14 protein-coding genes are annotated in these 17,953 nt (G+C 67.3%); 13 read left to right on the top strand and 1 reads right to left on the bottom strand.

All coding sequences use genetic code 11. The features are described 5' to 3' along the window. Window positions 1-24: 24 nt before the first annotated feature. The gene (locus tag MB901379_RS14075; RefSeq protein WP_158017238.1) at window positions 25-669 is read right to left on the bottom strand and encodes a GNAT family N-acetyltransferase; all 645 of its coding nucleotides are present in this window, start codon (window positions 667-669) and stop codon (window positions 25-27) included. A 284-nt stretch (window positions 670-953) separates the two neighbouring features. Between MB901379_RS14075 and MB901379_RS14070 the strand changes: the two genes are divergently transcribed. From MB901379_RS14070 to MB901379_RS14010, 13 genes are all read left to right on the top strand, one after another. Beyond that, on the top strand, window positions 954-1,352 hold the full coding sequence (locus MB901379_RS14070) for a DUF3040 domain-containing protein (RefSeq protein ID WP_158017237.1): 399 nt from the start codon (window positions 954-956) through the stop codon (window positions 1,350-1,352). 452 nt (window positions 1,353-1,804) lie between these two features. Continuing rightward, window positions 1,805-2,236 carry a division/cell wall cluster transcriptional repressor MraZ gene (gene mraZ, locus MB901379_RS14065; RefSeq protein WP_158019167.1) on the top strand — a complete coding sequence of 144 codons (432 nt, stop codon included), beginning with the start codon at window positions 1,805-1,807 and terminating at the stop codon, window positions 2,234-2,236. Between the two features lies 1 nt (window position 2,237). Continuing rightward, the gene (gene rsmH, locus MB901379_RS14060; protein WP_158019168.1) at window positions 2,238-3,419 is read left to right on the top strand and encodes a 16S rRNA (cytosine(1402)-N(4))-methyltransferase RsmH; all 1,182 of its coding nucleotides are present in this window, start codon (window positions 2,238-2,240) and stop codon (window positions 3,417-3,419) included. After that, a complete protein-coding gene (locus tag MB901379_RS14055; protein WP_158017236.1) occupies window positions 3,416-4,648 on the top strand; it encodes a hypothetical protein in 1,233 nt (410 codons plus the stop codon). The genes rsmH and MB901379_RS14055 overlap by 4 nt, the downstream gene beginning before the upstream one ends. Next, the gene (locus MB901379_RS14050; protein WP_158017235.1) at window positions 4,645-6,738 is read left to right on the top strand and encodes a peptidoglycan D,D-transpeptidase FtsI family protein; all 2,094 of its coding nucleotides are present in this window, start codon (window positions 4,645-4,647) and stop codon (window positions 6,736-6,738) included. Before MB901379_RS14055 ends, MB901379_RS14050 begins: the two co-directional genes overlap by 4 nt. Window positions 6,739-6,893: 155 nt before the next feature. Further along, window positions 6,894-8,483, top strand: a complete 1,590-nt coding sequence (locus MB901379_RS14045) for a UDP-N-acetylmuramoyl-L-alanyl-D-glutamate--2,6-diaminopimelate ligase (RefSeq protein ID WP_158019166.1) — start codon at window positions 6,894-6,896, stop codon at window positions 8,481-8,483. Next, entirely contained in the window at window positions 8,480-10,027 is a 1,548-nt protein-coding gene (locus tag MB901379_RS14040; protein WP_158017234.1) for a UDP-N-acetylmuramoyl-tripeptide--D-alanyl-D-alanine ligase, read from the top strand. Before MB901379_RS14045 ends, MB901379_RS14040 begins: the two co-directional genes overlap by 4 nt. After that, entirely contained in the window at window positions 10,024-11,103 is a 1,080-nt protein-coding gene (mraY, locus tag MB901379_RS14035; protein ID WP_158017233.1) for a phospho-N-acetylmuramoyl-pentapeptide-transferase, read from the top strand. Before MB901379_RS14040 ends, mraY begins: the two co-directional genes overlap by 4 nt. 1 nt (window position 11,104) lies before the next feature. Next, the gene (murD, locus tag MB901379_RS14030) at window positions 11,105-12,571 is read left to right on the top strand and encodes a UDP-N-acetylmuramoyl-L-alanine--D-glutamate ligase (protein WP_158017232.1); all 1,467 of its coding nucleotides are present in this window, start codon (window positions 11,105-11,107) and stop codon (window positions 12,569-12,571) included. 6 nt (window positions 12,572-12,577) lie between these two features. Further along, window positions 12,578-14,209 (top strand): putative lipid II flippase FtsW, encoded by a 1,632-nt coding sequence (ftsW, locus tag MB901379_RS14025; RefSeq protein ID WP_232021848.1) that lies wholly within the window; start codon window positions 12,578-12,580, stop codon window positions 14,207-14,209. Continuing rightward, window positions 14,206-15,405: an undecaprenyldiphospho-muramoylpentapeptide beta-N-acetylglucosaminyltransferase gene (murG, locus tag MB901379_RS14020; RefSeq protein ID WP_158017231.1), complete on the top strand. Its 1,200-nt coding sequence runs from the start codon at window positions 14,206-14,208 to the stop codon at window positions 15,403-15,405. The genes ftsW and murG overlap by 4 nt, the downstream gene beginning before the upstream one ends. After that, window positions 15,402-16,868: a UDP-N-acetylmuramate--L-alanine ligase gene (gene murC, locus MB901379_RS14015; RefSeq protein WP_158017230.1), complete on the top strand. Its 1,467-nt coding sequence runs from the start codon at window positions 15,402-15,404 to the stop codon at window positions 16,866-16,868. The genes murG and murC overlap by 4 nt, the downstream gene beginning before the upstream one ends. Before the next feature lie 29 nt (window positions 16,869-16,897). After that, complete coding sequence (locus MB901379_RS14010) at window positions 16,898-17,836, top strand: cell division protein FtsQ/DivIB (protein ID WP_408632381.1); 939 nt, start codon at window positions 16,898-16,900, stop codon at window positions 17,834-17,836. Window positions 17,837-17,953 lie beyond the last annotated feature (117 nt).

Here is a 17,953-nt window from a genome sequence, read left to right as displayed (position 1 = left end):
CAGCAAGCCGGCCCCACATGCCGGCTACAGCGGTAGCGTGCGGCCCAGGATCGCGAACGCTCGTGGGTCGCCGGCGAAGTAATAGCCCCGGATGATGTCGGTGAACCCCAGCCTGCGGTACAGCCGCCAGGCACGGTTGTCCTCGGCGTTGGTCTCCGGAGTGGAGAGCAGCACGTGGTCCTCCGGGCGGCCGGCGAGGAGTCGGCGGGCCAGCGCCTCACCCAAGCCCCGGCCCTGCGCGCGGGGATGGATGTGCAGTTCGGTCAACTCGAAGTAGCTGTTCATTAGCTGCGAGATGGCATGCGGCGGAAAACCGCTGCGCTGCAATCCCAGCACCACCTGTTGCTGCCACCACTGACCGGGTGCCCCGGGGTACCCGTAGGCCACTCCGACCATCGTCGCGTCGGCTAGGTCTGCAGCCGATAACCCGGTGTCCTCCGCGTTGATGATTTGTGCTGGGTTGGTTGCCATTTCGGTCTGGGCGACCTGGGCGATCTCAACCGCGGCCACTGCCCGCCAGCCGCGGCGCCTGATGTGTTCCAGCCACATGGCAGCGCGCTGATTTTCCGTGCCCCTGGGATATCGCATCGCGTCGACATAGACCGCCAGGGCTTCCCTGAGGCGCCGTTCCATCTCGCTGGGCGTCAGATCAATGAGAAATGTCGCCAACGCGCGGTGCCCTCCTGATGGTGATCCGGTCCGATGCTTCCGCACCAGTATCGGATGACGTGTCCGTCCTTCGACATGCGGGCGATGCGGAGATGGCGATCGGATTGCGCCGCACGGGCGTCCTGGCCCATTTCGTAGGCTAGGGCGCAGCCGGGATAGAATCGCCTGCGAAGCAGTGGTACGGCAGGGATTGACCTCGTATCATCTGAGTTAGTTGCCCCGACAACGGGCATCCGCGTTGCTAATCGATAGTTGCGTGACACTCTGTCGGCAAGGAGGGACGAATGCCACTCTCCGATCATGAGCAGCGGATGCTCGAACAGATCGAGAGCGCTCTCTACGCCGAAGACCCCAAATTTGCGTCGAGCGTCCGTGGGGGAGGTTTCCGCGCACCAACCGCCCGACGACGTTTGCAGGGCGCGGCGCTGTTCATCATCGGCCTGGCTATGTTGGTTTCCGGTGTGGCGTTCAAGGCCACAATGATCGGAAGCTTCCCGATTCTCAGTGTTTTTGGTTTTGTCGTGATGTTTGCCGGTGTGGTGTTTGCCATCACCGGTCCCCGCTTGTCGGGCCGGGCGGATCATTCGCGTCCGGCATCTGGGACTTCGCGTCAGCGGCGCAGCAAGGGCGGCTCCTTCACCAGTCGTATGGAGGACAGGTTCCGCCGCCGTTTCGACGAATAGCCGAAGCCGGTCGACGTAGCGGGGCAGCCAAGGGCTGCCCCTTTTTGTGTTTGCCGGCGTCCGACGCCCAACCGGTGTTGGCGGCGCCCGTGTGCCCATCTGTGTCGACGTCTGGCGATGCGTGCCGATTCGGGTGCGGTTACCGGCGGCAGGTCGGTCACGGCGTCTAGGCCGTATCGAGCCCCACTTGTAATCGACGGTCGTCTCAAATCTGCCCCACTTCGCCCCACTTCGCCCTTCAACGACGGTGCTAGTGGCTTGAAATGCGGTTTTCTTTTTCCGTTGGCGGGGTGCTTCGCGGCCCCCTCGGGCACTTCCGTGAGAGGCGTCCGGCAATTGGTGGGAAAACGCCGACGCAACACCTCGTTAATGGGGCGAAGTGGGGGATTGTGGGGTATGGTGGCTGAAGTGTTTGGGTAGGCCGGAACGACTCAGGGTTGGAGGTGACCCAAGTGTTTCTCGGCACCTACACGCCCAAACTCGACGACAAGGGGCGGCTCACGCTGCCGGCCAAGTTTCGCGACGCACTGGCAGGGGGGTTGATGGTCACCAAGAGTCAAGATCACAGCCTTGCCGTCTACCCGCGGTCGGAATTCGAACAGCTCGCCCGCCGAGCCAGTAAGGCGCCACGAAGCAACCCCGAAGCCCGGGCGTTCTTGCGGAATCTCGCCGCTGGCACCGACGAGCAGCATCCCGACAGCCAGGGGCGGATCACGTTGTCGGCCGACCATCGCCGCTACGCCGGCCTATCCAAGGACTGCGTGGTGATCGGAGCGGTCGACTACCTCGAGATCTGGGACGCAGAAGCCTGGCAGAACTACCAGCAAGCCCATGAAGAGAACTTCTCCGCGGCCAGCGATGAAGCACTCGGCGACATCTTCTGAGGTGCATGCCCGTGCACCGTGGTCTCTGCCCGAACCGACCCTGGCGTACTTCCCCAACGCCAGGTTCGTGGATTCGGACAGGGACCTCGGTGCAGGGGCACGGCTACCGGTAGGCGAGCGTTGCCGGAGCCGGGGAGGTGTCGCAGTGGCTGATGGCTCGAGGGATTTCGACCCGAGCGATTTCGGTCATGTACCAGTCTTGGCGCAACGCTGCGTCGAACTGCTGACACCCGCACTGACCCGTGACCACCCGGACGGCTCCGGAGCGCTTCTGATCGATGCCACCCTCGGTGCGGGCGGCCATGCCGAGCGGTTCCTGACCGAACTACCGGGCCTTCGCCTAATCGGACTCGACCGTGATCCGAACGCACTGGGCATTGCCGGCCGTAGATTGGCGCGATTCGCTGATCGGGTCACGCTGGTGCAGACCCGATTCGACCACTTGCCGGCGGCACTGGCCGAATCAGGTTATCGCTCAGTGGGATCGGTCGACGGCGTGTTGTTGGACCTGGGCGTCTCGTCCATGCAGCTCGATCAAGCCGAACGGGGATTTGCCTATGCCAAGGACGCCCCGCTGGACATGCGGATGGACCCGGCTTTGTCGCTGACCGCCGCTGACATCGTCAACAGCTACGACGAGGCCAGACTGACCGATATCCTGCAGCGGTACGGCGAGGAGCGGTTCGCACGCCGGATCGCCGCACGTATCGTCCGCCGGCGCACTCACACACCGTTTACCACCACCGCTGAGCTGGTTGCCCTTCTCTACGAGGCGATTCCGGCTGCGGCCCGGCGTACCGGCGGTCATCCGGCTAAGCGCACCTTCCAGGCTCTTCGCATCGCGGTCAACAACGAGTTGGACTCGCTGCGCGACGCTATTCCTGCCGCGCTGGACGCGCTCACCGTGGGCGGGCGCATTGTGGTGATGGCCTACCAGTCGCTGGAGGACAGGATAGTCAAACGGCTATTCGCCGAGGCGGTTTCCTCCCGTACACCGATCGGTCTGCCGGTCGAACTTCCCGGGCACGGGCCACGCTTCCGGTCCCTGACACACGGCGCCGAGCGCGCGGATGCCGATGAGTCGGAACGTAACCCGCGCAGCGCGCCGGTGCGATTGCGCGCACTGCAAAGGCTTGAGCTTGAGGTCGAACCGCAACACGGATCCGGGAAGGGCGAAGCATGAAGGCGAAACGCGAGGCCCGGGTGCCGGGGAATCGCCGCGACAGCGATCGCCGTGGTGGACGTGATGGGTCCGCCCGAAGTAGCCGCCGAGTCACGGCGGATGCAGCGTCACGTCGCGGCCGGTCCGGCAAGACCACGGCGCCCAACCGGGAAGCCCGAATGCCCAATTCGGGTCCCCAAACGACCCCGACGCCCCGGCCGGTCGACCGTCCGGCCCGGCCCAAGAACACCACTCAAGCCAAGGCGCGAGCCAAGGCCCGAAAGGCCAAAGCGCCAAAGGTTGTTCGGCCAAAGCTGACCGAGCGCTTGGCCACCCGGCTGGCATCGATCGACCTGCGGCCGCAGACCTTGCTGAGCAGGGTGCCGTTTGTGGTGTTGGTCATCGGGTCCCTCGGCGTCGGATTGGGTCTCACGCTCTGGCTCTCCACCGATGCGGCCGAGCGCTCGTATGAACTCAGCCATGCGCGACAGCGGACGCGCATGTTGCAACAACAGAAGGAAGCGCTCGAACGCGATGTGCGCGAAGCAGAGTCCGCGCCGGCGCTAGCCGAGGCGGCTCGAAAACAGGGCATGATCCCCACCAGGGACACCGCTCATTTGGTTCAGGCACCGGACGGCAACTGGGTGGTTGTGGGCGACCCGAAGCCGGCCGACGGCGTTCCCCCGCCGCCACTGAATACCAAGCTGCCTGACGAAGGTCCCCCGCCGCCACCGAAGCCACCAGCGGTTCCGCTGGAGGTTCCGGTGCGGGTGATGCCGGACCCCGCTGCTCCGCCGACCGCCCGGTCTGGCCCACAGCTGCTGCCGCGCACTCCCGATGGTTCATCGACACTGGGCGCTGAGACCAACCACTTGCCGTCCTTGCTGCCGGGCGAGGTGCCGGCGGCACCGGGGGCGGTCCCGCCGCCGGGTCAGCTACCCCCACCCGTTGGCGCGGTGCCGCCCGCGCCACGAGACCTGCACCTACCGCTGTCGGCCCCGGCGCCGCTCGAAGTGCCGGTGCCGCTGCCAGGGGGCGCTGTGTCCGCGGTTCCGGCCGCCCCCGGAGTGGTCCCCGCCCCGGCCGCTCCCGTAACTCCGGGAACGCCGATAGCTCCGGTAGCGCCCCCGGCGCCGGTATTGGCACCCGGTCCGCAACCGGCGGTGGCTCCGGTACCGGTGGCGCCGGCCAACGGCGAGCAGGTCGGCCCGGCGCCAGGGCGGCCGGCAGCGCCGGGGGCGCCGCGGTGAGCCGGGGCGACTCGCGCCGAGGCGTATCGTCGCGCACGCCGCAGTCGACCCGAAAGCAGCGCGGTACCGGCAAGCCGCGCAACGACGAGGCGCTGCGACAGCCGAACCGGTCTGGCAAGTCGCGGAATGATCGTCCGGCCAAGGACGCCAAGGACGCCAAGGAGCCGAAACGGTCCCGAAAAGTTAACGAACCCAAAAAAACTCGCCCCACTGCGCGGGCCGAGACCGCTGCGCCCGGTCGTTCAGCGCGTGAACGGCGCACCCGCCAAGCCGTGGAAGTGGCCACCCGCGGTGCGTCGTTTGTCTTCCGGCATCGGACCGGAAACGTGGTGATTTTCGTGTTGATGATGGTGGCCGCGACACAGCTGTTCTTCCTACAGGTATCAAATGCGGCAGACCTGCGTGCTCAGGCGGCCGGCCAGCTCAAGGTCACCGATGTGGAACGAGCGGTGCGCGGCGCTATCGTCGACCGGCACAATGACCGACTGGCCTTCACCATCGAAGCCCGCGCATTGACCTTCCAGCCGAAGAGGATTCGCCAGCAACTGGCCGAGGCGAAGAAGAAGTCGGCTGCCGCCCCTGATCCAGAACAGCGGTTAAAAGACATCGCGAAAGAGATCGCGGGCAAGCTGAACAACAAGCCCGACGCGGCGACCCTGCTGAAGAAGCTGCAAAGTAACGAGTCGTTCGTCTACCTTGCCCGGGCCGTCGACCCGGCAATCGCCAGCGCGATCTCCGACAAGTTTCCCGAGGTGGGCTCGGAACGACAGGATCTGCGTCAATACCCGGGAGGAGCGCTGGCAGCCAATATCGTCGGCGGCATCGACTGGGACGGCCACGGCCTGTTGGGCTTGGAGGACTCCCTGGACGCGGCGCTGGCCGGAACCGACGGCTCGGTGACCTACGATCGCGGGTCGGACGGGGTCGTCATTCCGGGCAGCTACCGAAACCGGCACAAGGCGGTGCACGGTTCGACCGTGCAGCTCACACTGGACAACGACATTCAGTTCTATGTGCAGCAGCAGGTGCAGCAGGCAAAAAACCTGTCCGGGGCCAACAATGTCTCGGCCGTGGTGCTGGATGCCAAGACCGGCGAAGTGCTCGCCATGGCCAACGACAACACCTTCGACCCGTCGCAAGACATCGGGCGTCAAGGCGACAAGCAGCTGGGCAACCTGGCGGTGTCATCACCCTTCGAGCCAGGCTCGGTGAACAAGGTCATCACTGCGGCGTCGGTTATCGAGTATGGGCTGAGCAATCCGGACGAGGTGTTGCAGGTGCCCGGCTCGATTCAGATGGGTGGCGTTGCCGTGCATGACGCCTGGGCGCACGGGGTGATGCCGTACACCACCACCGGTGTGTTTGGTAAGTCGTCCAACGTGGGCACGTTGATGCTGGCGCAGCGGGTAGGTCCGGACCGCTACTACGAGATGGTCCGCAAATTCGGGTTGGGTCAGCGCACCGGAGTTGGGTTGCCCGGTGAGAGCGCCGGGCTGGTACCGCCGATCGACCAGTGGTCTGGCAGCACTTTCTCGAATCTTCCTATCGGCCAAGGCCTTTCGATGACACTGCTACAGATGGCCGGCATGTACCAGGCCATCGCCAATGACGGGATCCGGATCCCGCCGCGGATCATCAAGGCCACCGTTGCACCCGACGGCACGCGGACCGAAGAGCCGCGTCCCGACGGCGTCCAGGTGGTGTCGGCGCAGACCGCCCAGGCCGTGCGTCAGATGCTGCGTGCGGTGGTGCAGCGCGACCCGATGGGTTATCAGCAGGGCACCGGACCGTCGGCGGGGGTACCGGGCTATCAGATGGCGGGAAAGACCGGGACGGCGCAGCAGATCAATCCCGCCTGCGGCTGCTATTTCGACAACGTTTATTGGATCACCTTCGCCGGCATGGCCACCGCTGACGATCCTCGCTACGTGATCGGCTTGATGATGGACAACCCGGCGCGCAACGCCGACGGTAGCCCGGGCCACTCGGCCGCGTCGCTGTTCCATAACATCGCCGGCTGGCTCATGCAGCGCGAAAACGTTCCGCTGTCGGGTGACCCCGGACCGCCGCTGATCTTGCAGGCTACCTAGCACCCTGCGGTCGACGCTGAGCGGTCTGGCGTGCCCGCGACCTGTGTCGTTGCCGCCGCAGACCAGTGCGACGCAGCCCACCGCACCCGTTGTGGGCGCGGGAGCGCCCGGCCGCCAAGGGCGGGTAGGTAGGGTGTCATGGCCGGTCATGGCCGATAGAGCGTCCATTCGGCCGTCGGACGGAGGTGGTGACAGAGGTGGAGTCGGTGCCTGCTGGCTTGCGTCCCGATGCTGGCGAGGGTGTATCGCTGGCAGAACTTGCCGCTCAAATCGGCGCGGTTCTGGCCGGGGGTGCCCGTCAGCCAGCCGCTGTGCCAGACATACCGGTCACCGGCGTGACGTTGCGTGCTCAGGCGGTGCGGCCCGGTGACCTATTCGCCGCGCTGGCGGGATCGGCCACCCATGGGGCACGGCATGTCGGCGAAGCGATCCAGCGCGGCGCGGTGGCGGTACTCACCGACTCTGCCGGCGTGGCCGAGCTGGCCGCCGGTGGTGGCCCGCTACCAGTACTGGTTCACCCCGCACCCCGTACCGTGCTGGGGGACGCCGCGGCCACGGTGTACGGGAACCCGTCCGACCAGGTGACGGTTATCGGGATCACCGGCACGTCCGGCAAGACCACCACTGCCTATTTGGTTGAGGCCGGTCTTCGGGCCGGCGGACGGGTTGCGGGGCTGATCGGCACCATTGGCATCCGCATCGACGGCACCGAGATACCCAGCGCGCTGACCACCCCCGAGGCGCCCGCTCTGCAGGCGATGCTGGCGGCGATGGCAGAACGTGGGGTGGACACCGTCGCGATGGAGGTATCCAGCCACGCACTGACCCTCGGCCGGGTGGATGGGACCCGGTTCGCCGTTGCCGGCTTTACCAATCTTTCGCGAGACCACCTGGACTTTCACCCGTCGATGGCCGATTACTTTGAGGCCAAGGCACTGCTGTTTGACCCGGCTTCTGCGCTGCGCGCCGACACCGTTGTGGTGTGCATCGACGATGAGGCCGGGCGGGCGATGGCCGCCCGGGCGGGTGATGCCATCACGGTCAGCGCGACAGGGCAGCCCGCGCAGTGGCGGGCCTTCGACGTCGCGCCGACGAGCACCGGAGGGCAGGAATTCACTGCCGTCGACCCGGCCGGGGTGCGGCATCGGGTGTGCATCGGGTTGCCGGGGGGCTATAACGTCGCCAATTGCTTGCTGGCGCTGGCGATTCTGGATGCTGTCGGGGTCTCACCGGAGCAAGCTGTGCCGGGACTACGCGAAACCCAAGTCCCGGGCCGCCTCGAACGGGTGGACCGTGGCCAGGACTTTCTCGCGCTGGTCGACTATGCCCACAAACCGGAAGCCCTGCGGGCGGTATTGACCGCTCTACGGCACCAGGATCGTCGGCTGGCGGTGGTCTTCGGTGCCGGCGGTGAGCGTGACCCGGGGAAGCGCGCCCCGATGGGCCGGATCGCGGCCGAGCTGGCCGATTTGGTGGTCGTCACCGACGACAATCCGCGCGGTGAGGATGCCGCGGCAATCCGGCGGTCGATCGTCTCCGGTGCGGCCGAGGGGGGCGGCACGGCGGAGGTGGTCGAGATCGCCGATCGCCGAGACGCGATCCGGCACGCCGTGGGCTGGGCGGGTTCGGGTGACGTGGTGCTGATCGCCGGCAAGGGCCATGAGACCGGGCAGCGCGACGGTGGTGAGGTTCGGCCGTTCGACGACCGCGTGGAGCTGGCCCGGGCGCTCGAGGCCGGCCCATGATCGACCTGACCGTCGCCGAGATCGCCGAGATTGTCGGCGGCACCCTGGCCGATATCTCGCCGCAGGACGCCGCGCTTCGCCACGTCACCGGCACCGTCGAGTTCGACTCGCGCGCCGTTGGCCCGGGCGGATTATTTCTGGCGCTGCCGGGGGCGCGTGCCGATGGGCATGACCACGCGGTCTCGGCGGTGTCCGCGGGGGCCGTCGCCGTGTTGGCAGCTCGGCCGGTCGGTGTTCCTGCGATCGTGGTTGCGCCGCGGCCGAGCAGCGCCGAAAGCGGGCTGGCCGGGGTGCTCGAGCACGACGCAGACGGGTCTGGCGCGGCGGTTCTGACGGCGTTGGCCAAGCTCGCCAAGGCGGTGGCCGCCGAGTTGGTGGCCGGCGGGCTGACCATCATCGGGATTACCGGGTCTTCGGGCAAGACGTCGACCAAGGACCTGCTGGCCGCGGTGCTCAAACCGTTGGGTGAGGTGGTGGCGCCGCCCGGCTCTTTCAACAACGAGCTGGGTCATCCCTGGACGGTGCTGCGGGCGAATCGCGACACCGATTACCTGATTCTGGAGATGTCGGCACGCCACGCGGGCAACATCGCCGCGCTGGCCGAGGTCGCCCGGCCGGCCATCGGAGTAGTGCTCAACGTCGGCACCGCGCACCTGGGGGAGTTCGGCTCGCGCGAGGTCATTGCACGAACCAAATCGGAACTGCCGCAAGCTGTCCCGGAATCCGGCGCGGTGGTGCTCAATGTCGATGACCCAGCCGTGGCGGCGATGGCCGAGGTTACTGCCGCCCGGGTGATCCGGGTGAGTCGCGCCGACGCCACCAGCGCCGGGCCGAGCGACGTCTGGGCGAGTCAAGTGTCGCTCGATGAGCTGGCCAGGCCGCAGTTCACCATGCATTCGGGGGACGCCGCTGCCCAGGTGCGGCTGGGTGTCTACGGCGACCATCAGGTCACCAATGCGTTGTGCGCGGGCGCGGTCGCGCTGGAGTGCGGTGCCAATATCGGGCAGGTCGCATCCGCGCTGGCCGCGGCCGGACCGGTATCGCGGCACCGGATGCAGGTGAGCACCCGCCGCGACGGGGTAACGGTGATCGACGACGCCTACAACGCCAACCCGGACTCGATGCGGGCCGGCCTGCAGTCGTTGGCCTGGATCGCTCACGGCGGGGGAGAACGGCGCAGTTGGGCGGTGCTGGGGGAGATGGCCGAACTGGGCGCCGACGCGATAACCGAGCACGATCGCATCGGCCGGCTGGCGGTGCGCTTAGATGTGTCTCGACTTGTTGTCGTGGGAACCGGGAGGTCGATGAGCGCGATGCACCACGGTGCGGTCATGGAGGGCTCCTGGGGGGCCGGGGCTGATAGAGGGGTTGTGTGCGTGCCGGACGGCGACGCGGCCCTGGCACTGTTGCGCGCGGAGGTCCGACCCGGAGATGTGGTGTTGATCAAGGCGTCCAACTCGGTCGGCCTGGGGGCCTTAGCCGATGCACTGGTCTCCGAGAGCGCCGGGGTCGGTTGCGAAGACCGCGGGAGTGCGCGCCGATGAGACAGATCATGATCGCCGTCGCCATTGCGTTGGCGGTGTCGATCCTGCTGACCCCGGCCCTGATCCGGTTGTTCACCCAACAGGGATTCGGTCACCAGATCCGCGAGGATGGTCCACCCAGCCACCACAGCAAACGCGGCACGCCGTCGATGGGCGGGGTCGCGATTCTGGCCGGCATTTGGGCGGGCTACTTCGGCACCCACATCGCAGGTCTGGCATTCGACGGCGAGGGCATATCCGCATCGGGACTGTTGGTGCTCGGTCTGGCGACCGCGCTGGGTGGCGTCGGATTCCTCGACGATCTGATCAAGATCCGCCGGTCGCGCAACCTGGGGTTGAACAAGACGGCCAAGACGGTGGGCCAGATCACCTCCGCGGTGCTCTTCGCGGTGCTGGTCTTGGAGTTCCGCAATCCGGCCGGCCTGACACCGGCCAGCGCACAGCTGTCCTATGTGCGCGAGATCGCCACCGTCACGCTGGCGCCGGGGCTATTCGTGCTGTTCTGCGTGCTCGTTGTCAGCGCCTGGTCGAACGCGGTCAACTTCACCGACGGGCTCGACGGGCTGGCCGCCGGGTGCATGGCGATGGTTACCGCTGCCTACGTGTTGATCACCTTCTGGCAATACCGCAACGCGTGCGTCACGGCGCCGGGCCTGGGCTGCTACAACGTGCGTGATCCGTTGGACCTGGCGCTGATCGCGGCCGCGACCGCCGGCGCCTGCATCGGCTTCCTGTGGTGGAACGCCGCACCGGCCAAGATCTTCATGGGCGACACCGGTTCCCTGGCGCTGGGCGGCGTCATCGCGGGGCTGTCGGTCACCAGCCGAACCGAGATCTTGGCCGTCGTGCTGGGTGCGCTGTTCGTCGCCGAAATCACCTCGGTGGTATTGCAGATTCTCACCTTCCGGACGACGGGGCGGCGAGTGTTCCGGATGGCGCCCTTTCACCATCATTTCGAGTTGGTCGGCTGGGCGGAAACCACGGTGATCATTCGCTTTTGGCTGCTCACCGCGATCACCTGCGGTTTGGGTGTGGCCCTGTTCTACGGTGAGTGGTTGGCCGCGATCGGTGCCTGACATGCTTGACCCCCTGGTGCCGGGCGCGGCGGTGCTCGTCGCCGGTGCCCGGGTGACCGGTCGGGCGGTCCTGGCGGCGTTGACCCGGTTCGGGGCGAGCCCGACGGTGTGTGACGACGACCCGGCGATGCTGCGCCCGCTCGTCGAGAGCGGAGTGTCGACGGTGGATCCGTCGGTGGCGGCGCAGCGGCTGGCGGACTCGGCCCGAAACCCGACCGGCGGCTATGCCCTGGTGGTGACCAGTCCCGGTTTTCGGCCGACGACGCCGGTGCTGGCGGCGGCTGCGGCGGCGGGCGTGCCGATCTGGGGCGATGTGGAGTTGGCCTGGCGGTTAGACGCGGCGGGTTGTTATGGCCCGCCGCGCCGCTGGCTAGTGGTGACCGGCACCAACGGAAAGACCACCACGACGTCGATGCTGCACGCCATGCTGCGGGCCGGCGAGCTGCGTAGCGTGCTGTGCGGAAACATCGGCAGCCCGGTGCTGGACGTGCTGGACCAAACCGCCGACGTACTGGCGGTCGAGTTGTCGAGTTTTCAGCTGTATTGGGCGCCGTCGCTGCGGCCCGAGGCCGGTGCGGTGCTCAACATCGCCGAGGATCACCTCGACTGGCACCAGACGATGGCCGCATACACCCAGGCCAAGGCGCGGGTGCTTACCGGCCGGGTGGCGGTGGTCGGCCTGGACGACCGCCGAGCCGCGGCACTGCTGGACACCGCGCCAGCGCAAGTTCGGGTCGGCTTCCGGCTCGGTACGCCCGCCGCTGGGGAACTTGGGGTGCGCGAGGGTCGCCTGGTTGACCGGGCCTTTGCCGATGATCTGACGCTGTTGGCGGCCGAGTCGATACCGGTGCCGGGCCCGGTTGGGGTACTTGATGCGCTGGCGGCGGCCGCGTTGGCGCGCTCGGTCGGGGTTTCCGCCGAGGCGATCGCGGCCGCGGTCGCCTCGTTTCAAGTCGGTCGACACCGCTCCGAGGTGGTCGCGGTCGCCGACGGCGTCACCTATGTGGACGACTCCAAGGCCACCAACCCGCACGCCGCGCAGGCATCGGTACTGGCCTATCCGCGGGTGGTGTGGGTGGCAGGTGGCTTGCTCAAGGGCGCATCCGTCGACGCCGAGGTGGCCCGGATCGCGCCCCGGTTGGTCGCAGCGGTGCTTATCGGGCGAGATCGGGCAGAGGTTGCCGAGGCGTTATCACGACACGCGCCGGATGTCCCCGTCGTGCACGTTGTTACAAGCGAGGATGCTGATATGCCTGTGGCTCGTGGTGCTTGTGTGACTAAAGTTGACGATTCATCGGATCCCGTCGGCGCCCGCGTGATGACCGGTGTGGTGGCCGCGGCCCGGGACCTGGCCGCACCCGGTGACACGGTGCTGTTGGCACCGGCCGGTGCGTCGTTCGACCAGTTCGCTGGTTACGCCGACCGTGGCGACTCGTTCGCCGCCGCCGTACGCGCTGCGGTGCGGTAGGCGGGCGTGAGTAGCGCGCTGACCCGGCTGTTGCGCCGGGGCAAGGCGGCCCAGGACCCCGAGGGCCAGAGCGTGACTGAGCCGGACGACGCGGATCAGGTGGATGGCCCGGCCGAACCGATGTCGTCCGACCCCACCTCGTCGGAAGCCGAAGTTCACGGCAAGTCATCGGAAGGGGGTCCGCGTACCCGTTTCGGTGCCTGGCTGGGCCGGCCCATGACGTCGTTTCACCTGATCATCGCCGTTGCCGCGTTGCTGACAACGCTCGGCTTGATCATGGTGCTCTCGGCATCGGGAGTGCGGTCCTATGACGACGACGGGTCGGCGTGGGTGATCTTTGGCAAGCAGGTCTTGTGGACGATCGTCGGTCTCGTCGGCTGCTATGTCGGTCTGCGCATGTCGGTGCGATTCTTGCGCCGCGTCGCGTTCTCCGGCTTCGCGTTCACCATTGTGTTGTTGGTGCTGGTGCTCATACCCGGGATCGGTAAGGAGGCCAACGGTTCCCGCGGATGGTTCGTGGTCGCGGGATTCTCGATGCAGCCGTCGGAACTGACCAAGATGGCCTTTGCGGTGTGGGGTGCGCACCTGCTCGCTGCCCGGCGCATGGAACGGGCGTCGCTGCGCGAAATGCTGATTCCCCTGGTGCCGGCCGCCGTGGTGGCACTGGCCTTGATCGTGGCGCAGCCCGACCTGGGACAGACGGTGTCGTTGGGCATCATCTTGTTGGGCTTGCTGTGGTACGCGGGCCTGCCGCTGCGCGTCTTCGTCAGCTCGCTGGCGGCGGCGGTCATCTCGGCCGCGATTTTGGCGATGTCCGCCGGATATCGCTCCGACCGGGTACGGTCCTGGCTCGATCCCGACAACGATCCCCAGGACTCGGGCTACCAGGCGAGGCAGGCAAAGTTCGCGCTGGCCCATGGTGGCATCTTCGGCGACGGGCTGGGTCAGGGTGTGGCCAAATGGAATTATTTGCCCAACGCCCACAACGACTTCATCTTCGCGATCATCGGCGAGGAATTGGGCCTGGTCGGCGCCCTTGGGCTGCTCGGATTGTTTGGTCTGTTCGCCTACACCGGGATGCGGATCGCTCGCCGGTCCGCCGACCCCTTCCTGCGCCTGTTGACCGCCACCGTGACGCTGTGGGTACTGGGCCAGGCGTTCATCAACATCGGCTACGTCATCGGTCTGCTGCCGGTTACCGGGCTGCAGCTGCCATTGATCTCGGCGGGCGGTACCTCGACGGCGACCACGCTTTCGATGATCGGCATCATGGCCAACGCGGCGCGCCACGAACCCGAGGCGGTTGCTGCGCTGCGGGCTGGGCGTGACGATAAGGTGAACCGGTTGCTGCGGCTGCCACCGCCACTGCCGTACGCACCGACGCGCATAGAGGCGTTTCGGGACCGTAAGCGCACCCACCCGCAAGCGGCCAGGCCACCGGCCACACAGCCCGCCCGGAAGGCTCCGAAGGCGGCGGCTCGCAATGCTGGCGAACCGCTTCGACCGGCGTTGCCGCGCAGAACCGATCGGCCCAGCCCCCGATCTGGGGGTAGCGCCCGTACGCGGGACAGGCATCATGGAGCTGGCCAGCGTCATGCGGGGCGGATACGTGCATTGGAAGGTCAGCGTTACGGGTGAACGACTCGGTCAGGGAGCCGGCCGGCGGGCTGGGGCTCAACCACGGCCCCGCGTTGTCGATCGTGCTGGCCGGCGGCGGCACTGCCGGGCATGTGGAGCCCGCGATGGCCGTTGCCGATGCGCTGAGCGCGTTGGAGCCCAACGTCAGGATCACCGCGCTGGGAACGGCGCGCGGGTTGGAAACCAGGTTGGTGCCCGAGCGGGGCTACCGGCTGGAACTGATCACACCGGTACCGTTGCCGCGCAAACCCAGCGGAGACCTGCTCCGGCTCCCGCCGCGGGTGTGGCGTGCCGTGCGGGAGACCCGGGCGGTGCTCGATGATGTGGACGCCGACGTGGTTGTCGGCTTCGGTGGGTACGTCGCGCTGCCGGCATACTTGGCCGCGCGCGGGCTGCCTGGCATGTCCAAGCGAAGCCGTCGCGTCCCGGTGTTGATCCACGAAGCCAATGCCCGAGCCGGGTTGGCCAACCGGGTAGGCGCGCACTCCGCCGAGCGCGTGCTTGCCGCGGTGCCCGATTCGGGGCTGCGGCATGCGGAGGTGGTCGGGGTACCGGTCCGGGCGGCCATCACCGCGTTGGATCGCATGGCATTGCGCGCCGAGGCACGAGCGCATTTTGGCTTCACCGATGATGCTCGGGTGCTGCTGGTATTTGGCGGCTCTCAGGGCGCTGTCTCACTCAACCGGGCCGTGTCGGCGGCCGCGGCCGACCTGGCCGCCGCGGGCATTTCCGTGTTGCACGCGCACGGGCCGAAAAACGTGCTGGATTTGCGCGCTCCCGAGCGTGGTGATCCGCCGTATGTCGCGGTTCCCTATTTGGACCGGATGGACCTAGCCTATGCCGCCGCCGACCTGGTGATTTGTCGGTCCGGGGCGATGACGGTCGCCGAAGTGTCGGCCGTGGGCCTGCCGGCCATTTACGTGCCGCTACCGATCGGCAACGGTGAGCAGCGGCTCAATGCGTTACCGGTGGTCAACGCCGGTGGCGGTCTGGTGGTTGCCGATGCCGAGCTCACGGCGGCGGCGGTGGCCCGTCACGTGGTTGGGCTGCTCACCGAACCGCAACGGTTGGCCACGATGACGGCCGCCGCCGCACAGGTGGGGCACCGTGACGCGGCGCGTCAGGTTGCCCAAGCGGCCCTGGACATCGGTCGTGCCGCGGGGTGCCGGGGCCAGGCCTGCGGGGGGCCGCGGTGACTACCGGGCAATTGCCACCCGAGCTGCAGCGAGTGCACATGGTGGGCATCGGGGGAGCCGGGATGTCGGGTATCGCCCGCATCCTGCTCGACCGCGGCGGATTGGTGTCGGGGTCGGATGCCAAGGAATCGCGCGGTGTGCACGCGTTGCGAGCGCGCGGCGCGGTGATCCGGATCGGGCACGGCGCGTCGGCGCTGGACCTGCTGCCCGGTGGCGTCACCGCGGTGATCACCACTCACGCCGCGATCCCCAAAACCAACCCGGAGCTCGTCGAAGCGCGGCGTCGTGGGATTCCGGTGATCCTGAGGCCGGTCGTGTTGGCCAAGCTGATGGCCGGGCGTACCACGCTGATGGTCACCGGAACGCACGGCAAGACCACGACGACGTCCATGCTCATCGTCGCCTTGCAGCACTGTGGGCGGGATCCGTCTTTTGCGGTGGGCGGTGAGCTGGGCGAGGCCGGAACCAACGCCCATCACGGCAGCGGCGATTTTTTTGTGGCCGAGGCCGACGAAAGCGACGGCTCGCTGTTGGAGTACACGCCTCAGGTGGCTGTGGTAACCAACATCGAGTCCGATCACCTGGACTTCTACGGCAGCACCGAGGCCTATGTCGGGGTCTTCGATTCGTTCATAGAGCGGCTTGCTCCCGGGGGCGCGCTGGTGGTGTGCACCGATGATCCGGGCGCGGCCGCGCTGGCCCAACGCACGGCCGAGCTAGGAATTCGGGTGCTCCGGTACGGATCTACGGCGACGCCCGGTGCAGCTTTGGCGGGCACGCTGGTGTCGTGGGAGCAGCACGGCACCAAGGCCATCGCGCACGTCCAGTTAGCCGGCGAACCGCAGCCTCGGCTGATGCGGCTTTCGGTGCCCGGGCGGCACATGGCGTTCAATGCATTGGGCGCGCTACTGGCGGCGATCGAGGTCGGTGTCCCGATCGATGAGGTGCTCGACGGTCTGGCCGGATTCGAGGGCGTGCGACGTCGCTTCGAGTTTGTCGGCACCGCCGAATCGATCAGGGTTTTCGATGACTATGCCCACCATCCAACCGAGATCAGCGCGACGTTGGCGGCGGTCCGTTCGGTGGCCCAGTACAGCGGTAGTGGTCGCTCACTGGTCGTGTTTCAACCGCATTTGTATTCGCGCACAAAAGCCTTTGCCGCAGAGTTCGGTCATGCGTTGAATGCCGCCGACGAGGTGTTTGTGCTCGACGTCTACGGTGCCCGGGAACAACCGCTCGCCGGCGTCAGCGGTGCCAGCGTCGCCGAGCACGTCACTGCCCCGGTCCGCTATATCCCGGACTTTTCGGCGGTGGCCGACGAGGTGGCCGCGGTCGCCACGCCGGGTGACGTCATCGTCACGATGGGTGCCGGAGACGTGACTTTGCTGGGGCCGGAGATCCTGGCCGCGGTGCGCATGCGGGCCACCCGCAGCACACCCGGCCAGCCGGGGGTGCTGCAGTGAGTGAACCCGACGACGGCCGGCCAACCGAGGTGATCGCCGGCGACCTGAGTGAATGCGACACCGAAGCGGTCACCGAACCGCTCGCGACCGAGCCGCACGATGGGCAGCCATCTCCAGCACCAGATCCGGTACAAGAGGCTGAGCAAGACGAATTCGAGGGGCCGCGCCGGCGTGCCCGCCGCGAACGGGCCGAGCGTCGTGCCGCGCAGGCTCGCGCCACCGCGATCGAGGAAGCCCGGCGCGAAGCCAAGCGCCGGGTTCACGGCGGCGCCGTCAAGGAACCCAAACCCGTTGCCCGCGGTGTGGTTCGCGGCTTGAAAATGCTGTTGGCCACGGTGGTCTTGCTGATCGTCGGGCTAGGGCTGGGACTCATCCTCTATTTCACGCCGGCCATGTCGGCGCGCGACATCATCGTCACCGGGGTCGGTAACGTGACCCGTGAGGAGGTGCTCGCCGCGGCCAGCATACGGCCAGGGACTCCGCTGCTGCAGATCAACACCAAAGAGGTCGCTGACCGGGTCGCAACGATCCGGAGGGTGGCCATTGCGCGGGTGCAACGGCAGTACCCGTCCGCTTTGCGGATCACCATCGTGGAGCGGATCCCCTTGGTGGTGAAAGATTTTCCGGACGGCCCGCACCTTTTCGATCGCGACGGCGTGGACTTCGCGACCGGTCCGCCGCCGCCTGCCCTGCCCTACTTGGATGTCGACAACCCGGGCCCCACCGATCCCGCTACGTTGGCCGCCCTGCAGGTGTTGACCGCGCTGCGTCCAGAGGTCGCGGGTCAGGTGGGCCGGATCGCGGCTCCGTCGGTGTCGTCGATCACGCTCACCCTCTCCGACGGGCGGGTGGTGATCTGGGGAACCACCGACCGCGCGGAGGAGAAGGCGGAGAAGCTGGCGGCGCTACTGACGCAACCTGGCCAGACCTACGACGTGTCCAGCCCCGATCTGCCGACGGTGAAGTGATGGCTGGTCACTGGGCGGGTAGTGGAGCCGAGGTCACGGTGGCGAGCCGGATCTGAGGTTGCCCGCGTGTTCGCGCACAAAAAATTGCGTGTGACGCGTCGGCGCGCCTGCACGGCT

The organism is Mycobacterium basiliense, from assembly GCF_900292015.1.
In the GTDB taxonomy this organism is placed as follows: domain Bacteria; phylum Actinomycetota; class Actinomycetes; order Mycobacteriales; family Mycobacteriaceae; genus Mycobacterium; species Mycobacterium basiliense.
Note: the sequence above shows the minus strand (reverse complement) of the source record. Positions and strands in the feature narration are given on the sequence as shown.

Bases quoted from the DNA above. Each gene is read 5' to 3' on its own strand.
- MB901379_RS14070 (WP_158017237.1), top strand. From the start codon at position 954: ATGCCACTCTCCGATCATGAGCAGCGGATGCTCGAACAGATCGAGAGC.
- MB901379_RS14055 (WP_158017236.1), top strand. From the start codon at position 3,416: ATGAAGGCGAAACGCGAGGCCCGGGTGCCGGGGAATCGCCGCGACAGC.
- MB901379_RS14040 (WP_158017234.1), top strand. From the start codon at position 8,480: ATGATCGACCTGACCGTCGCCGAGATCGCCGAGATTGTCGGCGGCACC.
- mraY (WP_158017233.1), top strand. From the start codon at position 10,024: ATGAGACAGATCATGATCGCCGTCGCCATTGCGTTGGCGGTGTCGATC.
- murD (WP_158017232.1), top strand. From the start codon at position 11,105: ATGCTTGACCCCCTGGTGCCGGGCGCGGCGGTGCTCGTCGCCGGTGCC.